Origin of the sequence: Caedibacter taeniospiralis (genome assembly GCF_002803295.2) — a bacterium.
Lineage (GTDB): Bacteria > Pseudomonadota > Gammaproteobacteria > Francisellales > Francisellaceae > Caedibacter > Caedibacter taeniospiralis.
Map to the genome: position 1 here is coordinate 30536 of NZ_PGGB02000003.1, position 23318 is coordinate 53853.

The 23318-nt window shown below is 41.4% G+C and carries 25 protein-coding genes and 1 other RNA gene; 5 read left to right on the top strand and 21 right to left on the bottom strand.

Annotated features, from left to right (window positions below; genetic code table 11):
• Window positions 1-47 precede the first annotated feature (47 nt).
• From pgi to zwf, 3 genes are all read right to left on the bottom strand, one after another.
• Window positions 48-1673 (bottom strand): glucose-6-phosphate isomerase, encoded by a 1626-nt coding sequence (pgi, locus tag CU053_RS01835; protein WP_100550658.1) that lies wholly within the window; start codon window positions 1671-1673, stop codon window positions 48-50.
• Between the two features lie 99 nt (window positions 1674-1772).
• On the bottom strand, window positions 1773-2498 hold the full coding sequence (pgl, locus tag CU053_RS01840; RefSeq protein WP_100550659.1) for a 6-phosphogluconolactonase: 726 nt from the start codon (window positions 2496-2498) through the stop codon (window positions 1773-1775).
• 7 nt (window positions 2499-2505) lie between these two features.
• Complete coding sequence (zwf, locus tag CU053_RS01845) at window positions 2506-4032, bottom strand: glucose-6-phosphate dehydrogenase (RefSeq protein ID WP_100550660.1); 1527 nt, start codon at window positions 4030-4032, stop codon at window positions 2506-2508.
• A gap of 62 nt (window positions 4033-4094) precedes the next feature.
• Between zwf and CU053_RS01850 the strand changes: the two genes are divergently transcribed.
• Window positions 4095-4412, top strand: a complete 318-nt coding sequence (locus CU053_RS01850) for a hypothetical protein (protein WP_100550661.1) — start codon at window positions 4095-4097, stop codon at window positions 4410-4412.
• Here CU053_RS01850 and ppa read toward each other — a convergent pair whose 3' ends face one another.
• Window positions 4413-4937 carry an inorganic diphosphatase gene (gene ppa / locus CU053_RS01855; RefSeq protein ID WP_100550662.1) on the bottom strand — a complete coding sequence of 175 codons (525 nt, stop codon included), beginning with the start codon at window positions 4935-4937 and terminating at the stop codon, window positions 4413-4415.
• Window positions 4938-5035: 98 nt separating this feature from the next.
• Between ppa and CU053_RS01860 the strand changes: the two genes are divergently transcribed.
• Window positions 5036-5836 carry a sulfite exporter TauE/SafE family protein gene (locus CU053_RS01860; RefSeq protein WP_100550663.1) on the top strand — a complete coding sequence of 267 codons (801 nt, stop codon included), beginning with the start codon at window positions 5036-5038 and terminating at the stop codon, window positions 5834-5836.
• Window positions 5837-6188: 352 nt separating this feature from the next.
• Here the strand turns inward: CU053_RS01860 and CU053_RS01865 are convergent, their stop codons facing one another.
• The 10 genes from CU053_RS01865 to trhO form a co-directional block, all read right to left on the bottom strand.
• On the bottom strand, window positions 6189-7064 hold the full coding sequence (locus tag CU053_RS01865; RefSeq protein ID WP_100550664.1) for an SGNH/GDSL hydrolase family protein: 876 nt from the start codon (window positions 7062-7064) through the stop codon (window positions 6189-6191).
• Window positions 7051-7770 (bottom strand): glutamine amidotransferase-related protein, encoded by a 720-nt coding sequence (locus tag CU053_RS01870; protein ID WP_100550665.1) that lies wholly within the window; start codon window positions 7768-7770, stop codon window positions 7051-7053. Before CU053_RS01870 ends, CU053_RS01865 begins: the two co-directional genes overlap by 14 nt.
• A 9-nt stretch (window positions 7771-7779) precedes the next feature.
• Entirely contained in the window at window positions 7780-8685 is a 906-nt protein-coding gene (locus tag CU053_RS01875) for a ParB/RepB/Spo0J family partition protein (protein ID WP_100550666.1), read from the bottom strand.
• Window positions 8682-9323, bottom strand: coding sequence for an AAA family ATPase (locus CU053_RS01880; RefSeq protein WP_199244177.1), 642 nt, complete (start codon window positions 9321-9323; stop codon window positions 8682-8684). Before CU053_RS01880 ends, CU053_RS01875 begins: the two co-directional genes overlap by 4 nt.
• Window positions 9324-9572: 249 nt before the next feature.
• Window positions 9573-10004, bottom strand: a complete 432-nt coding sequence (locus CU053_RS01885) for a DUF3301 domain-containing protein (protein WP_100550668.1) — start codon at window positions 10002-10004, stop codon at window positions 9573-9575.
• A gap of 11 nt (window positions 10005-10015) precedes the next feature.
• The gene (locus CU053_RS01890) at window positions 10016-10762 is read right to left on the bottom strand and encodes an LptA/OstA family protein (protein ID WP_100550669.1); all 747 of its coding nucleotides are present in this window, start codon (window positions 10760-10762) and stop codon (window positions 10016-10018) included.
• Window positions 10749-11330: an LPS export ABC transporter periplasmic protein LptC gene (gene lptC, locus CU053_RS01895; protein ID WP_100550670.1), complete on the bottom strand. Its 582-nt coding sequence runs from the start codon at window positions 11328-11330 to the stop codon at window positions 10749-10751. The genes CU053_RS01890 and lptC overlap by 14 nt, the downstream gene beginning before the upstream one ends.
• Window positions 11330-11878: a KdsC family phosphatase gene (locus CU053_RS01900; protein ID WP_100550671.1), complete on the bottom strand. Its 549-nt coding sequence runs from the start codon at window positions 11876-11878 to the stop codon at window positions 11330-11332. The genes lptC and CU053_RS01900 overlap by 1 nt, the downstream gene beginning before the upstream one ends.
• A 69-nt stretch (window positions 11879-11947) precedes the next feature.
• On the bottom strand, window positions 11948-13420 hold the full coding sequence (locus CU053_RS01905) for a coniferyl aldehyde dehydrogenase (RefSeq protein ID WP_158106926.1): 1473 nt from the start codon (window positions 13418-13420) through the stop codon (window positions 11948-11950).
• A complete protein-coding gene (gene trhO / locus CU053_RS01910; RefSeq protein WP_100550673.1) occupies window positions 13371-14375 on the bottom strand; it encodes an oxygen-dependent tRNA uridine(34) hydroxylase TrhO in 1005 nt (334 codons plus the stop codon). Before trhO ends, CU053_RS01905 begins: the two co-directional genes overlap by 50 nt.
• A gap of 300 nt (window positions 14376-14675) precedes the next feature.
• On the opposite strand from trhO, the gene CU053_RS01915 reads away from it, so the two are divergent.
• Complete coding sequence (locus CU053_RS01915; protein ID WP_100550674.1) at window positions 14676-15872, top strand: MFS transporter; 1197 nt, start codon at window positions 14676-14678, stop codon at window positions 15870-15872.
• Here the strand turns inward: CU053_RS01915 and CU053_RS01920 are convergent.
• Genes CU053_RS01920 through CU053_RS01945 form a run of 6 tightly spaced genes read right to left on the bottom strand, consistent with a single transcriptional unit; the run spans window position 15828 to window position 20046 of the window.
• Complete coding sequence (locus tag CU053_RS01920) at window positions 15828-16403, bottom strand: DNA-3-methyladenine glycosylase I (RefSeq protein ID WP_233263312.1); 576 nt, start codon at window positions 16401-16403, stop codon at window positions 15828-15830. The genes CU053_RS01915 and CU053_RS01920 overlap by 45 nt on opposite strands.
• A complete protein-coding gene (ruvA, locus tag CU053_RS01925) occupies window positions 16400-17044 on the bottom strand; it encodes a Holliday junction branch migration protein RuvA (RefSeq protein WP_100550675.1) in 645 nt (214 codons plus the stop codon). The genes CU053_RS01920 and ruvA overlap by 4 nt, the downstream gene beginning before the upstream one ends.
• Window positions 17041-17556, bottom strand: a complete 516-nt coding sequence (gene ruvC, locus CU053_RS01930) for a crossover junction endodeoxyribonuclease RuvC (protein ID WP_100550676.1) — start codon at window positions 17554-17556, stop codon at window positions 17041-17043. Before ruvC ends, ruvA begins: the two co-directional genes overlap by 4 nt.
• A complete protein-coding gene (locus CU053_RS01935; protein ID WP_100550677.1) occupies window positions 17553-18191 on the bottom strand; it encodes a DUF4276 family protein in 639 nt (212 codons plus the stop codon). Before CU053_RS01935 ends, ruvC begins: the two co-directional genes overlap by 4 nt.
• Window positions 18188-19267 (bottom strand): AAA family ATPase, encoded by a 1080-nt coding sequence (locus CU053_RS01940; protein WP_100550678.1) that lies wholly within the window; start codon window positions 19265-19267, stop codon window positions 18188-18190. Before CU053_RS01940 ends, CU053_RS01935 begins: the two co-directional genes overlap by 4 nt.
• A 26-nt stretch (window positions 19268-19293) precedes the next feature.
• On the bottom strand, window positions 19294-20046 hold the full coding sequence (locus CU053_RS01945; RefSeq protein WP_100550679.1) for a YebC/PmpR family DNA-binding transcriptional regulator: 753 nt from the start codon (window positions 20044-20046) through the stop codon (window positions 19294-19296).
• A gap of 140 nt (window positions 20047-20186) precedes the next feature.
• Between CU053_RS01945 and CU053_RS01950 the strand changes: the two genes are divergently transcribed.
• Together CU053_RS01950 and ssrA are read left to right on the top strand one after the other, a co-directional pair.
• Window positions 20187-21698: an MFS transporter gene (locus CU053_RS01950; RefSeq protein ID WP_100550680.1), complete on the top strand. Its 1512-nt coding sequence runs from the start codon at window positions 20187-20189 to the stop codon at window positions 21696-21698.
• 59 nt (window positions 21699-21757) lie between these two features.
• Window positions 21758-22168, top strand: a transfer-messenger RNA (tmRNA) gene (ssrA, locus tag CU053_RS01955).
• Window positions 22169-22218: 50 nt separating this feature from the next.
• Here ssrA and fba read toward each other — a convergent pair.
• Window positions 22219-23286: a class II fructose-bisphosphate aldolase gene (gene fba / locus CU053_RS01960; RefSeq protein WP_100550681.1), complete on the bottom strand. Its 1068-nt coding sequence runs from the start codon at window positions 23284-23286 to the stop codon at window positions 22219-22221.
• Window positions 23287-23318 lie beyond the last annotated feature (32 nt).

Sequence of the window (23318 nt, forward strand, 5' to 3'; positions counted from 1 at the left end):
TTACTCCAATCTACTATGATTCTGCTCTATAAGCTAATAGCACTACCTTAAGCAATGTATGCCAACAACCCTTTGGTTGAGCTGTCATAATTGTCATGAGAAAAAACACCCTTTTGCAAACTCTCTAAGATAGGCTTGCTTAACGCTTTTCCCAGCTCAACCCCCCATTGGTCAAAACTATTAATCCCCCAAGTGACTCCTTGAACAAATATTTTATGCTCATACAAAGCGATCAACTCGCCCAGGGCATATGGCGTTAATTCATCCATAATGATGGTATTGCTTGGCTTGTTACCTGCAATGACCTTTTGTGCTGCCAATGTACTGATCTCATTTTCATTGACTCCAGCACTTTTTAATTCCTGCACAACAGATGCTAAGGTTTTGCCCTGCATCAATGCTTGAGATTGCGCTAAACAGTTTGCCAGTAACGCTTGTTGATGGTCTTTTAATCCGTGGTGTGGTTTCTTAATTGCAATGAAATCAACGGGGATAGTAATATTGCCTTGATGCAGAAGTTGATGAAAAGCGTGCTGCCCATTGGTGCCAATACCACCCCATAACACAACCCCTGTCTGCTCATGACTTAAAACCCCCTCTTTTTTACAAGACTTTCCATTGCTTTCCATGTCGGCTTGCTGTAAATAATCAACCAGGTAACGCAACCTATCATCATAGGCTAAAATCGCCTGTGATTGCGTATGATAAAAGTTACTATACAAAATAGCGGTCATTGCCAAAATCACCGGCATGTTTTGTTTTAGTGGTGCCGTTTTAAAGTGTTCATCCATAGCATGCGCACCCTTTAGCAAGTCTTCAAAAGCACTATAACCCACGGCAAAAACAATCGCCATTCCGATGGAGGACCATAGTGAATATCGACCGCCAACCCAACCCCACATTTCAAAGCAGTTTTGCAAGTCAATCCCAAAAGCTTTTACTTTGTCTAATGCGCTTGAAACGGCAACAAAGTGTCTTGCAATCGCTTTTTCATCCCCGTAATAGTCCAAAAGCCAGCGCCGCGCTGTCATTGCATTCATGAGCGTTTCCTGTGTTGTAAATGATTTTGAGGCAACGATAAACAGGGTTGTTTCAGGATTCACTTGATTTAAAACACTCAAAACAGACACTGCATCGACATTTGACACAAAATGCACACGTGTTTTATTAAGGTGATATGGTCGCAAGGCTTCAACTGCCATCTTGGGTCCCAAATCAGATCCCCCAATACCGATATTGACGACATCTGTTATTGTTTTACCCGAAAATCCACACCAACGTCCCTCATGCACATCGTCCACTAACTGTTTAACACGCTGACGCTCCGATTCAATTTCAGATTTTACATTTGCGCCGTCAACACAGACTTCTTGATGCGAAAAATCTCGCAAAGCCGTATGCAATACCGCACGATGTTCACTGCTATTAATTTTGTTGCCTGCAAACATTTTATCCCTTAGTTTTTCAACTTTTGCATCAATTGCTAAGGCAAAAAGTTCATGCAAAATATCCTCGGTTATTTTGTTCTTTGAGTAATCCAATAAAAGTGTTCCAACTTTCAAATGATATTTTTGAAAGCGCTGACTATCTTCATCAAATAGATTTTGAATGTGCAAATTTGAATATTTATTGATAAGTAAATCCTGCAATCTTTGTCTAATATGCTGATTCATGCTTTATTCCTTTTTCCTTTTAATCTGGTAATCTTTGCCAGCAAGGGTGCATTCAATATACCCCTACATTTATTCAAATAAAAAAATGGGCAGGCGTTTTTACTCTTGCCATATGAGTCGACGTGCCGCACTTTGCTCTATATGCCAAACGAGTCTTCCCTCTTTCAAATTAACCATTTTGGCGGGATAGTCGATGGTGATAGTTTCCCGATCAAATACCTTTTGCAACATATCTGCTTTTGACTCACCAGTCACCAAGAAGTCAATCTCCTTAGCATTGTTAATCACTTTGAGTGTCAACGTGACTCGAGCTTGCTTTGACATGGGGTGAGTAGCTACTTCAACCCAACGATCAGAGGATAAGGAAACACCATTTACAAATAGCGAAGCCGTATGCCCGTCTTCCCCCATGCCTAGCCATAACCAATCGAATTCAGGAAGCATTTCTTTTAGTGGCAGTTTTTTTTTCAGCTGTTGCACATAGTTTATTGCTGCCTGATCAGGTGAGATTTCACTTTGTATGGGATGTAAATTCTCTCTTGGGATAGCAACATGCCGAAACAATAACCTGTCGGCTTCTCCAAAATTACTCTCCTTATCATCAAAGCTCACACAGCGTTCATCACACCACCAAAAATGGAGCTTCCGCCAATTGATGTCGATATGTTGATTTGCTTGCGCTATTAATTCAAACACCGCCTTTGGTGTGCTGCCACCTGATAACCCAATATGGATGGCGTCTTTTTTTACCTGTGAAAAACGCACAAGTTTTTCCAGCATGGCATAGGTAATATCTTTGCTGTGTTGATAGATGATATACGACATTTTAACCTCAGGTATTTTTGTCTTTTTTATTTTGTTTAAAAACAGAGGATGGATTACGCCAGGCGTGCCCGAGCTCTGCTAGCATTTTATCCGATTCAAGCGGACCGAAAGAGCCACTGGGATAAAAGCTGAGCATGGTTTTGCCATTTTTATGCAGGTAGTGGATGATAGGGTCAATGATATTCCAGCAGGCTTCTACAGCATCATTTCTGGCAAATAAGGTATTATCTCCCTGAAGTGCATCCAAAATTAAACGTTCATAAGCCGTTGGCATTTCTTTTTGCGCAAAATCTGAATAATAAAATCCCATATCTACTTCATGCGTTTTAAATCCGCTTCCTGGTTCTTTCGCCGCGAAACTCAACTTGATTCCCTCATCTGGTTGTATACGAATCACCAGCTGATTTTTAAATTTACTAATCTTTTGTACTTGCGAGAAAAAAGGATGGGGTGTTGGCTTAAAGTTAATAACCACTTCTGAAACTCGCTGGTTTAAGCGCTTACCTGTACGCACATAAAAAGGTACATCATGCCAACGCCAATTATCGATAAAAAAGCGGATTGCCGCATACGTCTCGGTCGTGGAGCTTTTGGCAACGCCTTGCTCATCTTTATAGGCGCCCTTAATCACACCTTTAACACAGCCCTCCTGGTATTGACCAACCACCACATTTTGCCTGATATCCTCTGCAGATTTAAATCGCCGAATCGATTGAAATACTTTTAAGGTTTCATTGCGGATTGAATAAGCGTCCATCTTAGCAGGCGGTTCCATCGCGACAATTCCCAGAAGCTGGAGCAAATGATTTTGGATCATATCACGAATTGCGCCATTTTGATCATAATATCCCGCACGAGACCCAAGTCCAATCTCCTCATTCGTATAAATCTGCACATTGTCAATGTGAGCTGCATTCCACAGGGGCTCAAAAATGGCATTCGCAAAGCGAAACACCAAAAGATTTTGAACCGTCTCTTTGCCGAGGTAATGGTCAATCCTAAACAGTTGTGATTCACGATAGTTCCTCAACAAGTGACTATTTAATGCACAGGCGCTTTCCTCGTCAGTTCCAAATGGCTTTTCGATGATGATGCGCTTATATCCGCCACTTTCATCACTTAATCCCAGGTTTGCCAAATGTACTGGAATTTCGTAGTAAAGACTTGGTGGGGTAGACAGATAGAATAAAAAGTTATGTTGAAGCTCGTGCACCTTGCACAGAAGCTGTAAGCGCTTATGAAGAGACCTATACCCATCATCCGTATAGACATCAATTTCTTGATAAAAAACCTGTTTTAAAAACTTCTCAATGGCTTTTTTATCTTTCGGATATTCCTCTGATAGCGTTTCCTGCATTTTTTGACGAAAACTTTCATCGCTAAAGGCAGTCCGAGAAACGCCCAAAATAATGTTGTTTTTGCTTAGGTCTTTTTGTTGATAAAGACTGAAAATTGCAGGCATTAGCTTTCGTGCCGTGAGATCCCCTGACGCACCAAAAATAACAATAATTCCTTTTGCTAGCTTCTTTTGCATTAAGCTTCTCTAAGTAATGGTCAAACGCCGTCATTTATATCATTTTTTGCTAATAAGTTCACGTGCTAAATGCTAAAGTTTTTCGACACTATCGCACCACCTGTGTTAGCATAAGCCAAAGTGATTTTGCTACCTATGATTTAATGACTGACAAAGAAAAAGAGATAGAACGTCAAGCCAATATGACGCATAAAGAATTGTTCAAACTCAATGGCGCAAAAGCTGCCGTGCGTTCGTTAATCTTTATTTTAATTTTTGCTGTATTTTTGTACGCACTAACAGGTGATATGCTATCCCCTGAACTTGCGGTGATTTTCTTCTTGATAGATGCAAGCGTAAATACATTTCGCCATAAGTGGTTTAAATCACTGAGGAAGTAATTATGCTTTGTAACGCGCAACACTGGCTTGAATATCCGCCTTAGCAGCTTTTGAGCCTTCAAAACCGTCAACCTTTACCCATTTATTCGGTTCAAGATCCTTATAGTGTTCAAAGAAATGTTTGATTTGATCTAAAAGTAACTTAGGCAAATCGTTAATCTCCTTGACATGTTCATAGATTTTGGTCAATTTACTCGTGGGAACTGCAATAATTTTGGCATCAACTCCTGACTCATCGGTCATCTTTAGCACACCAACAGGACGACAGTTGATAATGACACCTGGTCTTAAGGCAACAGGGGCTACCACCAGGACATCAACAGGATCTCCATCCTCGGATAATGTGTTTGGGACAAAACCATAATTGCAAGGATATTGCATTGTTGTCGCCATGAAGCGATCAACCACCAGCATGTTGGCTTCTTTATCAAACTCATATTTTACAGGTTCATTATTCGCGGGAATTTCAATCACCACATTGATGTCATTTGGCACATCTTTGCCTACTTTTATATTTGAAATCATATTGATCCTTGATTTATTTCATTTCTGGTTAGCATAACTGGGTTATTCTCTTGTATTTGCTATAATTATTCAACTTTTTAATCAGCAAATAGACTATTATGATTTTCTTACTTTTATTACTTGTTTTATCTGGCTGCCTTACAGGATTTTTGGCAGGACTTCTTGGAATTGGTGGTGGCATTATTATCGTACCCGTGCTTGCTTTTGTATTTCATCAGTTACCGCAAACAGCCGATGCGTATATGCAGTTTGCTGCGGGCACCTCGCTTGGCATTATGATTTTTACTGCCATCTCTTCGCTGCCGCACAAGCTACGAAAAAGAGAAATTAATGTTGATATTGCCAAGAAAATGCTTCCCTGGATCATTGCCATGAACATAGCAGGCGCCATCATCGCGCATTTGTTAAATCCACGACTATTGGGATTACTATTTGCCTTACTCATGCTTTTCATGTTTTTGCATATGCTGCTACAAAAAGATAAAAAAACAGATGAGCCAAAACGTAGTGGTCAACGTAAAAGTGCCCTATGGGGAAGCATAGTGGGTATTAAATCAGGCTTCTTTGGAATTGGAGGTGGCATTATCACCATCCCGTACATTAATTCTCTGGGCTATTCCATTCGTATTGCCATTGGCACATCCAGTCTTTTTACCTTTATTATTGCTGTTACAGGAAGTGTGTGTTTCATCATCACAGGTTATCTAAACGAGCTCCATATTGCATGGAGCCTAGGTTACCTGTATCTTCCTGCCATTTTATGCGTTGCCCCAACCAGTATGATCTTTTCCAAGCTTGGTGCAAGCCTGTCAAGTAAAGCACCAACGCGACTGCTCAAAAGTATCTTTCTTATTATTTTGCTTATCGTTGCCATCAAAATGTTGATTCTTGCCATCTAAATGTATACCACTCTAACGTTGATCAGGTAAATATTCGCAAAATAATTTACGAGTGGTATAGAGCTACCGATTGATCAGCTTTCCCTATCATGACAATAAGCAATATCTCAACAGCTTATTTTGCCATAACTGACTTATTACCCTATGATGCTCTGATGATTTTTATTCTCATTTCACTTTAAAGGAAATTACTTACATGGCAGGGCAGAACCGCAACCAATATCAATCGGGTCATGACCACCGCAGTAATCACCGATAAAACTACGCGAACGTCAACTACTATCTGCTAAAGCAGATAGTAGTTGATAGTTTTACACAGGCAGCTTTTCCAGATATTGTGGCTTACACAAAATTAAAGCGGATAAATCAGATTAAAAATCTTCTCAGCCAGTATTTTCTGTGCCTTTGTGGTGGGATGAACATAATCCCAAAATAGATGCGTCTGTGGATTACACTCAATGGGAATATCCTGTTGGATCTCGCCATTTTGATCCACCCCACCGAAACTTTTCACGCACGCGTCTGTTGCATTTTCAAAGCCAAATGCCATGGGAGATTCCAAGGCTTCATGCAAGAAGCTATACGCATCAAGTACTTGAATTCTAAGATGTGGATACTTTCGCTGTAACACGGTAATGCCATCACTTAATCGCTTGTTTTGTCTTACAATGTTGTTTTTAATGTATTTTTTCAAATACTTGATCATAAGCCTTGGGAAGGGGGAGACTTCATAAGCGGGGGATAGCGTCACATCTGGGACATTCCAGACGATAATATCTCTAGCCCCTAACTTAATCATGCGATCAATACTGCTTAATAAGTCATTGGCAACACGATAGACTGCAGGCAGATTTAAAAAAGGTTTTTCATCATGAATAGCAAACAAAAAATTATTACCGCCCCCATTGATCATGACTAAGGCATCCCTGTTAAATCTCCCTCTTTCAGCCACATAGCGATCAATTTGTACTTGCAGTGAAAATGCATGATCTGTCAGCATTGATTTTGGATTTTTACCACTGGTGCACGCCCCACCAATAGCGTAGTTATAAAGCATCGGCTTAGCTGCTTCTTTAGCTTTAATCATATCTACTAAATATTCGCAAGCCACAAATCCATCACAAAAGCGCCCATGATCATAAGGCACTCCAGGAATATCCAAGGTTTTCATTAAGTTTCCATTATCTTGTAAGCTATCACCAAACACGACAATACTACCAACAGTCATCTTTCACTCCTTCGTAAAAATTTACCATCCACTGCGCCACCACCCTACCGTGATCGCGCATTCTAAGACTATCCATACCTGATTCAAAACAGTGCGATAGTGTTTCTTTTTGCTCCTTTATCAATAAGTGATTATGTGCGCGCAACATCTCAGGGTGTGCCTGCATTCCCCAGATTTGATCACCAATCACAAACATTTGCACAGGACAAAAAGTATTCGTCGCGATCAATTTAGCATTCTTGGGTAACTCAACGACTTGATCCTGATGATAAAACGTTAGACTCAAGTGATCATGATAAGGGCACATCCACTCCAGTTTTTCAAGTATTTTAATACACTGCACACCAACCCCCCAACCTTTGATAGAGCGCTCCACTCGCCCGCCTAAAGCCTGGGCTAATATTTGATGACCAAAGCAAATACCAATGATTTTTTTCTTAAGCTGATATAGCGTTTTTATTTTATCCTCTAAGATACAAATCCAATCCAAACGCTCAAAGGTAGTCGCCTTACTGCCTGTAATAATGTATTTCTCATAGCAATTTAAATCATCAGGGTATTCACCCACGGTGACATCAAACACATCGATATCAACAATGGTAAATACTTTCAAGAAAAGATTGGCAAACATATCAGGATAATTCCCCCCAGAGATACAGCGTCTATACTCTGGAACATGATCCGCTTGCAGTAAAGCAATCTTCATTAATGCCTCTTAAATCATCTCTTTTAATTGCAACAATGCTGCTTTTGATAACTTAAAGGTATACAGCTTACTGCCATGCTCTTTATTGGTTTTAAAGCCGATCAGACCATCATCCAGATTCAAAATCTCGTCAATCCCAACAAAAGTTTCTCTTATGCTCTGATCTTCCTTTTTCTGCCATGTTTCCTTGGCGCGAGTAATGGCTTGTCGGTAAGAGCCGTGCACTTTGTTCTCACGCACTCTTTGGATAAACTGATTGGCAAGCTGAGGCAATTCATCTTCGAGCTTTTTAAGCTCATACAGCGTTCTGACATCTTCGATAAAACCATCATCAGTTAGCGCGCGAATCGCGGCTGATGACTTGGCTAACTTTAAGCGCAATGAGACCCAGCTTGGGTCTCTTCCCAATGAGTGAGCAACATCAGCTTTATTCATTTTGCGTTTCATCACAAGCTCCGTTAAAGCGTCTGCTTCTTCAAAAGGCGACACTTTTTCACGCTGTTCATTTTCAAGTAGCTGAATGATTAAAATGTCGTTATCCGCTTCATCACGCACAATGCAAGGAATGCTTGTAAGTCGAAGCTGTTTAGCAGCTCTAAACCGACGCTCTCCCGCAATAATATGATAAAAACCATCACCTTTTTTAGGCGTCACAATAATCGGCTGAATTATCCCTCTTTCTACAATACTTTGCGCGAGCATATCAATATTCTTGAATACCTTGCGTGGTTGACTGGGATCTGGTAAAAGATCTGCCAGGCTCAAGGCAAGCAAACGTCCTGATTGGGTCGCATCTTGATTTAAAGCATCAAGTTTTAACGCCAAAAGTGTTTCTTTTTTGCTTTCAGCACTGCCATCTTGACTGCCCAACTCGTGAACACGCTTACGATTTGCTAAGGATACTTTGGCATTCATGCAGTCACTCCTGCAAAGGATGCAACAATTTCTTTTGCCAGGCGCCTGACCTGGACATGTACATTGCTCTCAGGTGCGTAATCACCGATATACATCCCAGAGGCTTCGGCCTCGACAAATTTCACACTTTGTGGGATATAGGTACTAAATGACTTCCCTTCTTCCTCTAAAACATTTAACAGGCTTCGTGACATGTTTGACCCTTTGATTACTCTATTTGCCAAGAGCTTATAAGGACGATCCGCCGTAAGTGCTAAATCTTTGGCTTCTAACAAACCTGACAAATCCATGCCGCTTGGAGCGGCGGGGATAATCACCAAATCGGCCAGTAAGGCAGCTTTGAGCGCTGCGGTTTGAAAATTAGGTGGGGTATCAATAACAATATAATCCACTTTGGATTTGATCTCAGATATCGCTTCTCTGGCATGTTTTTCATCTACTTGGATGACATAATCTATGGAATTTTCATTCTTTGCCGCCCACGACCAGGCATCAGGCTTGTCTTTATCCATATCGATCACGATGACTGAGTGCCCCAACTCCTTCAATCCGCCATAAATATTCATTGCCGTGGTTGTTTTCCCCGAACCCCCTTTTTGCTGCAAAAGAGCAATTACCTTCGCTGTTTTCATTATCAATGATTAAATTAGATTTTATGCTCGCGCTAGTATATACCAACCACAAAGCATTTTGCAGTATTTTAGCGTCTAATAAGGTGATGACAATATCTTCGCCCATGATGACGCATTGCGTAGGGGGTGTATTGCATACGCCCTTGCAAAAATGGGCGGAAATTCTGTCAAGCTCTCCAATTTCAGGCAAAATGGGCTTGAATTTGGCAAGGTGCAAAGTCGTGGAAATTGGTGCAACTCAATCATTTTGTTACCCTATTCATCATGCCCCTTATCTTTATCCAAATCGTTTTTTTGTTGTGTGCGGTAGTGATTCAGATCGATAACATTATTCGCATGGGTCGAAAGATTTTTCGTCCCTACTTCCGTCACCGTTACCTTTTGCTCATTGGATATCACCTGCAAAAAATGATTTCCATTGAACTGTAAAAACGCCCTGTAGCGATCAACCCCATCATCGCTATACTCAAACGCATATTCACGAAATAAGCACATACTGCCAATATCACTTTGCCTCGACAATCTGATCTTCGTTAAGCAGACCGTATCATCCAACAACTGAACATCCCATTGTTTCACCACCTTTAATGCGGTATGTATAGCAAACTCACGCGCGCGCATGGCGCTTCGCCATCCTAAAATAACAACCACCACAATAATCATTGCCACAGCAATACCGATACTCATATTAGCCAAGCCTACTTTTGATTAAGGTTATTTAAAATAACCGTCGCACGTTGCCCCGTATCAGGTACGGTCACTAGACCATTTTTGGTGTCATATAGCACCTTATCACCAGAAAAACGATTCCCCGCACGATCGACATGGGCTTTAGTTTGGATTGTTAATATGCTGTTAAGCAAATTAAAATCCATTTGTCTGCCTTCTGCATACATCGTTTCCTGGTCTGATGAAGCTTGTTTGGTTTTTGCCTCTTTTGGAAATGGTAAGGAGTAGAATTTAGCCATATAGGGATCCGTTGACGTCAAAGTAACCTCCTTGAGCTGCCTGTTTTGATCATCAAATAAAAGCGTTAAAATTTGCCCTGAAAGAAAACGACAACCATTTTGTTTTTTGCATACCTCTTTGGCATAGTCTAGAGACTGCTGCTGAAGCTTTTGATAATCAACATTTTGCAACGGAAATTGATACACTGACCATTTGCTGTTTTCATTGGGAACATTATGACCACCGCATTGAATATTGGCATTTTTAGTTTGCATTACCAACACATTACCTTGATAAATCATTTTATGTGCATCCTGGCTATAAGATAAGCTATCACTGCAAATGGTGATTGGACCGTCTCCTGTCGCATTTTTGCCAAACATTCCTGCGGCATCCATGCTAGCCTCACTGCTTTGTGCAAAGGATACTCCCATGCTCAACAGAGAAAGGCTTAAAAGCAATAAAGCGCCAGGCTTACATCGTTTACTGTCCTGCATAATAACTTCTGACCTCTTTTAATAATTTAAAATCACCTTTTTTAGGTGCGCTAATCATCCCAATACCAACGGTATTATTCGGTGTGCCTGGTTGACTAATAATAACCTTTTGATCTGTAGTCAAATTATCCTGATAATTATCATAATCAACCACATCCGTCATCATTTTTATTGCAGGTGAATTTTTGCCATTTGCCTTACGCTGCATGATAACATTGCCATACAATCGAATATTATTATTGCTATTAGTAATATCGGCATAGTCAGAAGTAATATGCCAGGGTTTATCTTCAGGTTTTTTTGCATAAAAAACAGCACTCACCCCATCCAATTTGGCATCCTGGTTATAAAAGCGCTTTGAGTCTTTAGCGGTTGCTGTATATTGCAGCCGACCACTTTGATTATATTTTTCATAAACAAGATCTTGTGCTGTATTTTCAACAAAATGTGCGGGTAAATCTCCATGACTGATCTGCTCTTGTGCTGATTTCACCACAAGCCAGCCGCTGGAGCCAATGACAGTTACTAGTCCAATCGTTGTAAAAAACACGCGTTTACTAAAAAACATTACCCTCGCACCTCACCAAAGGTGATGAAGTCTTGAAGCACTACCTGATAAACGCCTTTGGCATCAAGAATCAAATCGCAGATTTCCCTGACCGCACCCTGACCACCTTTACTAAGCGTTACATAATCGACTTTAGATTTAACAATGGCTACAGCGTCACTTGGCGCAAACGTCACCAGAGATTTTGCCATGATGGCTAAATCAGGCAGATCATCACCCATATAAGCTACTTCGTAGGGAGTAAATTCATATTTAGCTAACAGATCGTCAAATGCCTGAAGCTTATTCTTTTGTCCTTGATAGACATCTTTAACGCCTAGTGCCATGAGTCTAGTCTCAACAATTTTTGAAGTTTTCCCCGTAATGACCGCAAGCTTAATCCCAAATTTCTGCAGCAACAGCATCCCTAAACCATCTTTAACATCAAAGTTTTTGATTTCATTACCATCGTTACCAAGAATAATTTTCCCATCGGTTAGAACACCATCAACGTCCAATATTAACAGTTTAATTTCCGCGAGCTTTTCTTTTAATTTGGAGTCAATCATCACAAGGCACGAGTACTATAGAAATTTTGGCACAGTATAGCAGCTTTTCAACGCAGGCAACAAACGCTTTTAGCCATTCCCAAAGAGGGACTTAAACCATTTAAATCGCCTGCCATAAGGCGGGTAAAGTAGGGTTGCTGTATTAATCCGTCCACGCTGAAAAATGGATTGGACATTACTAAAGTTCTGAAACCCCTCAAACCCGTGATAACGCCCCATCCCCGAGGCGCCAACCCCACCAAAGGGCAAATCGTGTTGAGCGATATGGTTTAACAGATCATTAATGCACATGCCTCCACTTGAAATGGATCGTGTCATATATTCCTGTTGCATTTTATCGTGACTAAACAAGTAACAGGCAAGTGGTTTGGGCTTACGGTTGATATAGCTGACAACCTCATCAAGCGTTTTATAACTTAACACGGGCAATAGCGGACCAAAGATCTCTTCTTTCATTACGTTAAGTTCATCATCTGGATTGACTAATAAAGTCAGAGGAAACTTTCTTATTTCAATACTCTCAAGGCTTGCTTCTGATAAGGGTATGATGCTTATCTTTGCTTCTTTAGCCTCTATCAAATAATGCTGTAATCGCTCAAATTGCTGCAGGTTAATGATAGAACCATAGTTTTTATTGTGATTGAAATCCTGATACATGTCATTGAAAGCTTTTTTCATAGCACAAACAAAGTCATCAAGCTTACGCTCATAGATAAAGACATAATCAGGGGCAATACAGGTTTGTCCAGCATTAAGCCCCTTGGCAAAAGCAATCATTTTTGCTGCCTTATCTAACGGGAATTGCGCATCAATAATCAGGGGAGATTTGCCACCTAGCTCTAAAGTGGCAGGGGTTAAATTTAAAGCGGCTGCTTGCATCACTTTTTTAGCCACTCTGGTTGAGCCCGTAAAAAATAAATGGTCAAATGGCAGCTGACTAAACTCCTGCGCAATCTCTGACTCACCTGTTATCACTGCGACTTCATCAATAGTAAAACAATCCTGGCAAATACGCCTGATCACTGCATTCGTGTGCGGCGTAAATTCCGACATTTTGATACAGACTCGGTTCCCCGCAGCAATGGCATATACCAGGGGTGATAAGCTCAACAATATGGGGTAATTCCATGGCACCATAATCCCCACCACCCCCAGTGGCTGATAACAAACATAGCTTCTAGCGGGTTGGAAAATAAGACTGGTATGGCGCTTGTGCTTTTTCATCCATTGACGTAAGTTTTTTACCACATACCTGATAGTAGAGGTGATTTGAAAAATCTCACTTATCCAGGTTTGCTCATGGCAGCGATGTCCAAAATCTCTACTCACCGCAGCGGCAAGCTCTTCTTCATGCTTTACAATCTCATACAGCAGTTGTTTTAATTTTCCTTTGCGCAATCGATATTCAGGGTAACGATATAAAACGTAAGACTTTTGCTGCAAATTAAAAATGGCGTTCAGCTGCTGCTTTTGACTAAGATGATCCATATGATTAGCTGAAGGATGTGACAATGGCAGCATTTTCCTGACGATTTCTTTCACGCTTTTCAAGTTTTTGCACTTTGCGTAACTTTGCCGCCTCTTTAGCTTCCTCACCAATATGTGACTCACCACGCTCACGAGCAAGCTGACTCTGCTTTTCGCGCTCTAAAAAGCGCTTTCTTTGCTCTGAAGTATGATGTCCCTTGCAATGATGGCAAGAAACGCCTTGTGCATATTCAGGCTTCAACTTATCTTCCTCGGTAATCGGACGCCTGCAGGCATAACATTGATCATATTGTCCTTTCTCCAGCTCATGCGTGACCGCAACGCGCGAATCAAATACAAAGCACTCGCCCTGCCATAAACTTTCTGTCACAGGAACCTCTTCCAGATATTTTAAAATGCCACCTTCAAGATGATAGACCTCATCAAAACCCTGCTCTTTTAAGTATGCCGTTGACTTTTCACAGCGAATGCCGCCTGTACAAAACATCGCTACTTTTTTGTGCTTTGTTTTATCTAAATTCTTCTTAACAAACTCTGGAAATTCTCTAAAAGTCTCAGTCTGCGGATTAATGGCATTTTTAAAAGTGCCAATAGCGACTTCGTAATCATTGCGTGTATCCACTAATAAGACCTCTGGATCTGAAATAAGCGCATTCCAGTCACACGGCTTAATGTAAGTCCCACAGACCTTTAGTGGATCAAGTCCTTCAATGCCCAAAGTCACAATTTCTTTCTTAAGTTTTACTTTAGCGCGATTAAACGGAATATGGTCATCACAAGATTCTTTGTGTGAAATATCCGCCAGGCGGGAATCAGATTGTAGAAATTTCAGCACGGCATCAATTCCTTCTTTGATGCCCGCAATCGTACCATTAATTCCTTCTCTGGCTAACAGCAACGTGCCACGCACCCGATTATCCTCCATCACTTTTAGCAATGGTGTTCTTATTTCCTCAAAATCTTCCAACGTCACAAACTTATACATCGCAGAGACTACGTACTTTGACATGACTATACCCTTTTTATTTCTTATTCAAAAACCAGCTATTTATCTTGATCAGATGAGTAACGCAACTACAACATTCTCTTTACGGTACGGCATCCATCAAAGGTGATGCGCATTATACACCATTTCATCTAAACACCAAACCTTATCCCAACGGTCAAAGCATCGCAGAAATTCCTTAATGTTATCTGTTGCGTACTTTTACGCTTATGCGCTTGTATGGCTAGAGGATAAAATGGTTTTACTTTATACTGAATTTGCGTTCAATTTTTGAAAACGCATTATGATCAAAATGGGAAAACTATGTTACACATCAAAGCCTCAGCTTCGGCAAAGGTTATTTTTATCTTTATTATTATGGTAACGTCAATGCTTGGCATTTTTGTTTCCGACATCTATGTCCCTTCATTGCCAAGCATTAGCGAGGACTTCGGCACAGGGACACATTTACTGGCTTTTAGTGTCACTTACTACTTTATTGTCTTTGCCTCTTCACAGCTGATCTATGGACCCTTATCTGAGCGTTTTGGTCGGCGTAAAATTTTCTTATCAGGACTTGGCATAAGTATTATCGGCACACTTATTACCGTATTTAGTGTGAACTTTACAATGCTCATGACTGGGCGGACCTTTGAGGCTATTGGCATGGCAGCACCCATGTCGCTAGGACGCGTGATTTTACGTGACGTGATTCCAGAGAAAATCAAGTATGCCCGCTTTATGTCGTTTATGGGCATTGGCACATTAATGGCTCCTGTTATTGCACCAATTTTTGGCGCTTTTTTGGCACACGCTTATCACTGGCGTGCTGATTTTATCTTTATCCTAACGTTGAGCTTGATCTGCTATATTGGCGCTTACTTGTATCTCATTGAAACACTTCTTAACCCCAAGAAGCGTCTTTCTGCCAAACTATCGTTGCAAACCTACGCCTGGGTCATTAAAAACAAAGCCTTCATTAAAAATACGATCATCTCAAGTACCGTCATGGGTGCTATTATCGCCTACTTATCGCTGAGCGCTTTTCTATTTCAGCACTATTTCGGTTTAAGCGAAATCGATTATGCGATCATCTTTGGTCTCGGTGAGGCATTTATTGCCGTTGGCATGTTTGCCAATGCCATGGCACTAAAATACATTTCGATTGAAAGTGCACAAGTTTTAGCCGTTTTGCTATTTTTACTTTCAGGTATTTTAATCACTATTCAGGCGGTATTTTTTACTCAAAATCTTCTGTTTATTACGTTTGCCGTGATTATTTTTAACTTTGCAGCAGGGGTTGTTTTTCCAACCAGCAGCACCTTAGCCATCGTCACCTTCAAAGCACGCTTAGGAGCTGTTGGCAGTTTATATGGTTGCATTAGCATGCTTGCTGCAGGATTAATCAGTGGTATTGCCCTTTCAATACCACTAACTCCCAATCTGTTAATTGCACTACTTATCTTAGTGATGTCACTAGTGGCTGTCTTTGTTCTTTTTGCTATGCCTGACAAAGCATGAAGCAAGGTGGTCATTCACCATCCCCGTGGCTTGCATAAACGCATAACAAATAGTCTTTCCCACAAATGTAAACCCTTGAGATTTTATCCATTTACTCATCAACATCGATTCATGGATAAAGGCAGGAACTTTATCGGTTGTAGAATAGATGACTTGAGTTTTTGGCGCAAACTGCCACAACGCATCAACCATTGACAGAGTTTGAGACAGCTTAAGCCACTGTCTTGCATTATTAATCACGCTATTCATTTTTAACCGATTGCGAATAAGCCCAGGATCTTGCATCAGCCTTTCGACATCATGTTCAGTCATTTGCACGACTTTAGCGATTTCAAAATTATAAAAAGAGTTTCTATAGTTTTCTCGACGTTTTAAAATCGTCTGCCAGCTTAAGCCTGCTTGCGCACCTTCAAGACATAAAAACTCAAATAAGCGCTGCTCATCATAAACCGCCATACCCCATTCATAATCGTGGTAGGCTTGCATTTGTTTATTTGAGTCAGCCCAAGGACAACGTTGTTGTGCCATCATTTTTGCGTCCCTTGTAGTGCTAAACGAATCAGACTCTCCACATTATTTGCCTCGGTTTTAACTTGATGTACATATTTCTCCGCTTCTTTGCGTTTGTAACCCAATGCTTCAAGCGCATCCACTGCCTGATGCACCATTGAGTTTGCATGATAACCATCACTTGCTGATGGCATAAGATTTTGCTCATTTTGCGTGCTATGTACCCTATTTTGTGTTAGTGCATCTAGCTCAAGCATAAGTTTTGTTATCTTATCTTTCATCTCAATGACAATGCGCTCAGCTGTTTTTTTACCCACCCCTGGAATGGTACACAAAAGCCCATGATCCTGTGCTTCAATACATTGAACAAAGGTTATTCCATCCATACCAGAGAGAATAGCCAGTGACATTTTAGCACCAATACCATTGATCTTAATGAGCTCCTGAAACAATCGTCGATCTGATTTTGTGGCAAAGCCGTAAAGCTGTTGCACATCCTCACGCACGATAAAATGTGTATGCAATACGACTTCTTGCCCAATATCTCCCAGTTTATAAATTGAGCTCATCGGCACCCATATTTCGTAGCCAACGCCACCTGCTTCAACTAATATCAACGGAGGCTGTTTTTCTATAAGCTCTCCTCTTACGCGTCCAATCATCTTAAACGTCCTCGTACTATTTTTGTCGCCCCTGGAATAAACTGAAGACTATTGCGACTGTGAAAATGACAAATCGCAATCGCTAAAGCGTCAGCAGCATCCGCTTGGGGTTTACTGCTTAATTGCAAAAAGGATTGTACCATGTGCTGCACTTGAAATTTTGTCGCGTTACCATTACCGACTACGGATTGTTTAACCTGCTTTGCGGAGTATTCGTGTACCATTAAATCCTGATTTGCCAAGGCACAGATCGCTACCCCTCGCGCCTGTCCCAATTTCAAAGCAGCACCTGGATTCTGAAACATAAAGATCTGCTCAATTGCCGCTTCAGTTGGCTGATAGGCACGAACGATTTCTTCAACACCATCCTGAATCTGCTTTAAGCGCTCAGCAGTGGTTTCTTTGGTAATTCGAATACAACCACTAGTCACATACAGGCATTCCCTCGCTTCTGCCTTGATAACTCCAAAACCTGTGATTCTTGATCCTGGGTCAATGCCTAAAATAATCATGCAAGTTTTTCCAATTGCACAATCCAAGCGTTGAACACATGGCACTCCTGACAGATTGTATCCAAACCAATATCCAGGCTAATTAAGGAACCATGAAGCACCTTATCATAGGAGCTGCACACTTTTAAAAGTCGTTTTGAAGGTGCGGTTTGCACACCATCGTTGATATGTTCTGGCGTTATAAACTCAGAACTAATTTTAGTCAATTCACTGACCACACCTTTATCATCAAACCAGTTGGCAAAAACTTGAGGCGCACTAAACAATAGTCCTTCAAATTCATGGGCAGTCAAGTTTGCAATAAAGTTGGGTTGAGCAATATCATTCTGAAATACCTTACTGGCGGCTTTAACATTGCCAATTGAATCTGCTGTTTTGGTAAATGGCGGAAAGTCTTTGGGCAAAGCGTAATAGTCAATGAACGTGGTGATATAAGCTTTGCTGTCTTCTTTACATTTTTGCAAAACCTGCTGTTTCACTTTACCATAACTAACTACACCCCCCTTACCTTGAGATGATGTGCGTAAGACAATGGGGTTGATAACAATATTCAAACGTTCAAAATATGGTTGCAGTAGCTCACGAACAAAGCTTTCTTCCGTTTGCCCTTCGCAGAAAATATATACTCGAGTCATTTTGATGGTCTCCCACCAAGAATGTTTTTCTGCCACAGCTCACCCAGTGTATATTCATCCAGCCACGCCTTCAACTCGACTCTATTTAAGCGATGTAAGTTAGTCACACCTTCGCCGCGATCAGCAACAATTACATCTTCAACCTCGAATTCATTCAACAAATCAGGAGATTGAGTAGAAATAATAATTTGTTGGGTTTTGGATGCAGAGCGCAGTAAACCTGCCAACAAATGAATAGCATAGGGGTGTAATCCCAGCTCTGGCTCATCAATCAATATTGTACATGGTTTAAACTCTTCAGGCTGCAACAAAACTGTAGCCAAGCATATAAAACGCAAGGTGCCATCAGACAAAATACTTGCTTTAAAAGGGATATCCTGAGCTTTTTCAACCCATTCGAGTTCAATCTGATCTTTGGCATCAGGTAATGGTCGTAAATTAAAATCACCAAAAAATGGAGCCACCAAGCGAACAACTTTAACTATGCGCTGATAATACTCAAGATGGTGGTTTTTCAGGTGATATAAAAATGCCGCGAGATTGCGAGCATCTGGACGCAAATAGGCATTGTCATTAATACCATGGGGCTGCTTTACCAATGCACTATCGCTGGTATCGTGAAAATGGTATGCCCGCCAGTTTTTTATGACAGGGAGTGTGTAGTTTTTTATAAGTGATTTATGAGATTCCACTTGGCTTTCAAAATGTCCATAACCTACGCTGGTATCGCCTCTCATATTCCACCATAGGTCTTCACTTGCAAACATCATGCGGTTGTCGGTGGTAGGCTCTAGCATAAACTTGTAACCATTGTTACCAAAATACAGTTCAGCACTAAAACGTTCAGTCACCTTGCGACCAAAGTGCAGCATGGCATCAGGACCACCTTGCTTACTAACATACAATTGCAATTTGCCTTCAAGCATTTGTGGAAGCAGCTTAAAAAAACTAATGAAATTCGATTTGCCTGCACCGTTTGGTCCAATCAAAACATTCAACTCATGCAGCTCTAAATCGCATTGTTTAATGGATTTGAAGCCTTTTAAAACAATGCGTGACAATTGGTCACATTTCACTCTTTAACCTCCATCCATTTCCAAATTCACGAATTCAATGCTTCCATGACACTTTCGTCAAACTCAACATTAGTGTACACACTTTGCACATCATCCAAATCCTCTAAACGATCGATCATGTTCATAACCTTTTGAGCAACTTCCACATCATCAATATTCGTTTTCACATCTGCATCCATAGTGACTTCTGCTGAAGCGGGTTTTAAACCCTTTGCTATTAATGCGTCATTGACCTCAGAAAAACCAGCTGGGTCGGTAATCACATCAATCGTACCATCTGCAAAGCTCACCACATCTTCAGCCCCTGCCTCGAGTGCCACCTCCATGACAAGATCTTCACTTAAGCCTGCATCAAAACTAATAATACCCTTCTTATTAAACATATAAGAAACGGAGCCGTCTGTCCCTAAATTGCCACCTGCTTTGGTAAAAGCATGACGCACCTCAGCCACCGTACGATTTCGATTATCCGTCATGCAATCGACAATAAAGGCCACGCCTGCTGGACCATAACCTTCGTAACGAATCTCCTCTAAATTGCCTCCTTCTTCGCCACCAGCCCCTTTTTTAATCGCACGCTCAATCGTATCTTTCGTCATATTGTTAGACAGTGCTGTCGCAATTGCCGCGCGTAGCCGTGGGTTGGAATCCTTGTCACCCCCTCCCAAGCCTGCAGATATCGTGATCTCACGAATCAACTTGGTGAAGATTTTTCCACGCTTAGCATCTTCTCTTGCTTTTCTATGCTTAATGTTTGCCCACTTACTGTGACCTGCCATTTTTAAACCTCTTTCAAAGACCCTTAAACGGCAGCAATTGTATCATAAAGCCCCATAAAACACCGAGGGGATTTTTGCGAACTAAGCACTCCTCTACTACGCTTAAATCACCAAGGAAACCCTGGGAAAGGATTCAACCCATGAAGCTAGATAGTCTAATTCAGCCGATAAAAGTCATGCGCTTGCGGTATCTCCCACTCCTGATGATTTATTTTGCCTACGGTTGTAGCGTTTTTTCTGGCATTGGTGAATCTTTTTTTGTCAAAGAACACTTGAATTTATCCGCAGAAAGTCTCATTGTGATTGGGGTTTGGCTAAGTCTGCCATGGAATATTAAGATGGTATTTGGGCAGTTTGTCGACAGCCTCACCCTATTTGGATCGCAGCGCAAGGCTTACGTTTATTTGGCTGCTGTTTTAATGGCAAGCGGTTCTTTGCTTATGACTGGATTGGCTAGTCGCTGGAGTTTTGTGGTTGTGTTAGCACCTGATAATGTCATTTTTTTTATTTCATCCTTACTAACCGTTTTGGGTGTGGTATTACAGGATGTGGTTGCTGATGCCATGAGCGTTGAAGTCGTTGAGCGTGAAGGACGCTCACAACAAGACATTGATCAAGATCTTGCAATGGTGCAACTCTTGGGACGTTTAAGCTTGAGTCTTGGAATGTTTCTTGTAGCGGGTTTAGGAGGCTGGCTTGCAGAGGTAATGAGTTATCAGAACCTTTTTCTACTTACCTTGAGTATCCCCTTGATTAGCATCACGGGTATTTTATTTATTCGTTTGGATAAGGTTCCTCGCAAGCCCATTAATAAAACCGTGCTTTTTGGTGGACTCTTGTATGCCGTCTTTATTATTGTCATAGGTCTTAGTGACCTTCCTTTAGCACAGGAAATCGCGTTTGTCGTGTCTTTAATTATTATCATTTACCTGCTACGCGCGGTCACTAAAGAACTACCTCGCGATTTACTACGCGCCATTTTTGTTGCGGCCTTTATGATCTTCATCTTTCGCGCCTCTCCAACTGCTGGACCTGGTGCTCAATGGTTTATGATCGATGTGCTGGGATTTGATAAGGCTTTTTTTGGCACGTTATCACAGATTGGGGCTTTTATGTCCATTATTGGCATGTGGTTTTTTGCCCGAGTGATTACGGAGAAATCGATCACCTCTGTGCTGTTGTCGCTGACGGTTGCAGGCTTTTTATTAGAGCTACCCCTCATCGCCCTATATTACGGACTACATGAATGGACCATGGTTTACTTTGGTTTTGGCGCACGCACCATTGTACTGATTGATAGCGCAGTTGCCTCACCATTTGCCCAATTGGCGATGATTCCCATGCTAGCACTCATCGCACGCTACGCCCCAAAAGGCAATGCTGCTACCTGGTTTGCGCTGATGGCAAGCTTTATGAATTTAGCACTCACTGCAGGGTCATTATTGAGTAAGTACTTAAATAAAGTCTTTGCTGTTTCACGTGAGGTCCTCGATCACACCACAAATACCGTCATCTCCTCTGCAAACTATAGTGAGCTTGGCTCACTTTTAATTACCGTTTCAATCATTGGTTTATCTGCCCCTCTTGTAGGAATTTTGCTATACGCACGATTTTACCCAAAGGCAAAAAAACAAAAAAGACAAAATGGATAAAATAAAGCAAAAACATTTTGCCTTTACTTCACAAGCATCCTAGAATGGCAGGCTCACTGGGGGGCGAATATGGCTTCGACGGGAATGTCAATGTCTTACGGTGCATGCCGAGGGTGTATCTGCCTCGTAAAACACGTTACATCGTCAGAATAACTGGCAAAAATAAAAAAGATCGCGTTGTAGCTAACGATGCAGCTTTCGCTGCTCGTAAAGCTGCTTAATCTAGCTTAATAACCTAGATACGCACGAACCGATAGTATTTGCTTGTGAATCTATCTTATGTTCGTTCATATCCATCACAAGATCGCCAACGTGTCGGTCTAAACACTGCGGCTAAATTTTAAGACTCGCTTGAATTATGCCCTGATTTATCGGGCGGATTTGAGTCAAATATAATAGATAAGTCTAAGCATGTAGATCTGAAGATGGCGAGTTTGCGGACGCGGGTTCAACCCCCGCCGCCTCCACCAAACCAAAACTCAATAAATTCATCGACAAATTTTAAGAACACTAAAAACAGTCATAGTTGAACCCGCGGGTCTAACTCACCCGTTTGGTACAACGCATACATTTTTTCCAACGAAATTGGTTTTATCTTATCCGCCATCCCCGCGGCACCAAAGGCTTCATATCGGAGCTTACAAATATCCCTCATTGCATCTTTCGCTAGCCCATTATATTTGCGCGGGTCAAACTCAGCTCTATGAGTTGCCATAAATTGACGAATTGCACCTGTAGCCGCCATCCGTAAATCGGTATCAATATTGACTTTTCTCACCCCATATTTAATCGCTTCAACGATTTCAGCAACGGGAACACCATAAGTCTCCCCCATGTCTCCGCCAAATTGATTGATAATTTTCAACCAGTCTTGCGGCACAGAAGATGAACCGTGCATCACCAAATGCGTATCAGGGATGCGTGCATGGATTTCCTTAACACGTGAAATCGCGAGCACATCCCCTGTAGGAGGCTTGGTGAACTTATATGCGCCGTGACTTGTTCCAATGGCAATAGCCAAGGCATCCACTTTGGTGGCTTTAACAAATTGCGCAGCTTCCTCTGGATCGGTTAATAACTGATCATGTGATAGTGTGCCTTTAGCACCAACACCATCCTCTTCACCTGCCTGTCCTGTTTCCAACGAACCTAAACAACCTAGTTCACCCTCGACAGATACACCACAGGCGTGCGCCATTTCAACCGTGCGCTTAGTCACATCAACGTTATAAGCATAATCTGCTGGAGTTTTACCGTCTGACTCTAATGAACCATCCATCATTACTGATGAAAACCCTAATTGGATTGAGCGCTGACAGACATCTGGTGATGTGCCATGATCCTGGTGCATACACACAGGAATCTCAGGATATTCTTCAATGGCTGCTAACACAAGGTGGCGAATAAATGGCGCTCCTGCATATTTTCTAGCGCCCGCTGAGGCTTGCAAAATCACGGGGGCTTTGACCTTGTTTGCAGCTTCCATCACCGCACGAATCTGCTCTAAATTGTTGACGTTAAACGCAGGAATACCATAACGGTGCTCTGCTGCATGATCTAATAATTGTCGTAATGATACTAATGCCATTTTCTTTCCTTTTTTTATTAATTTGAAGGCTT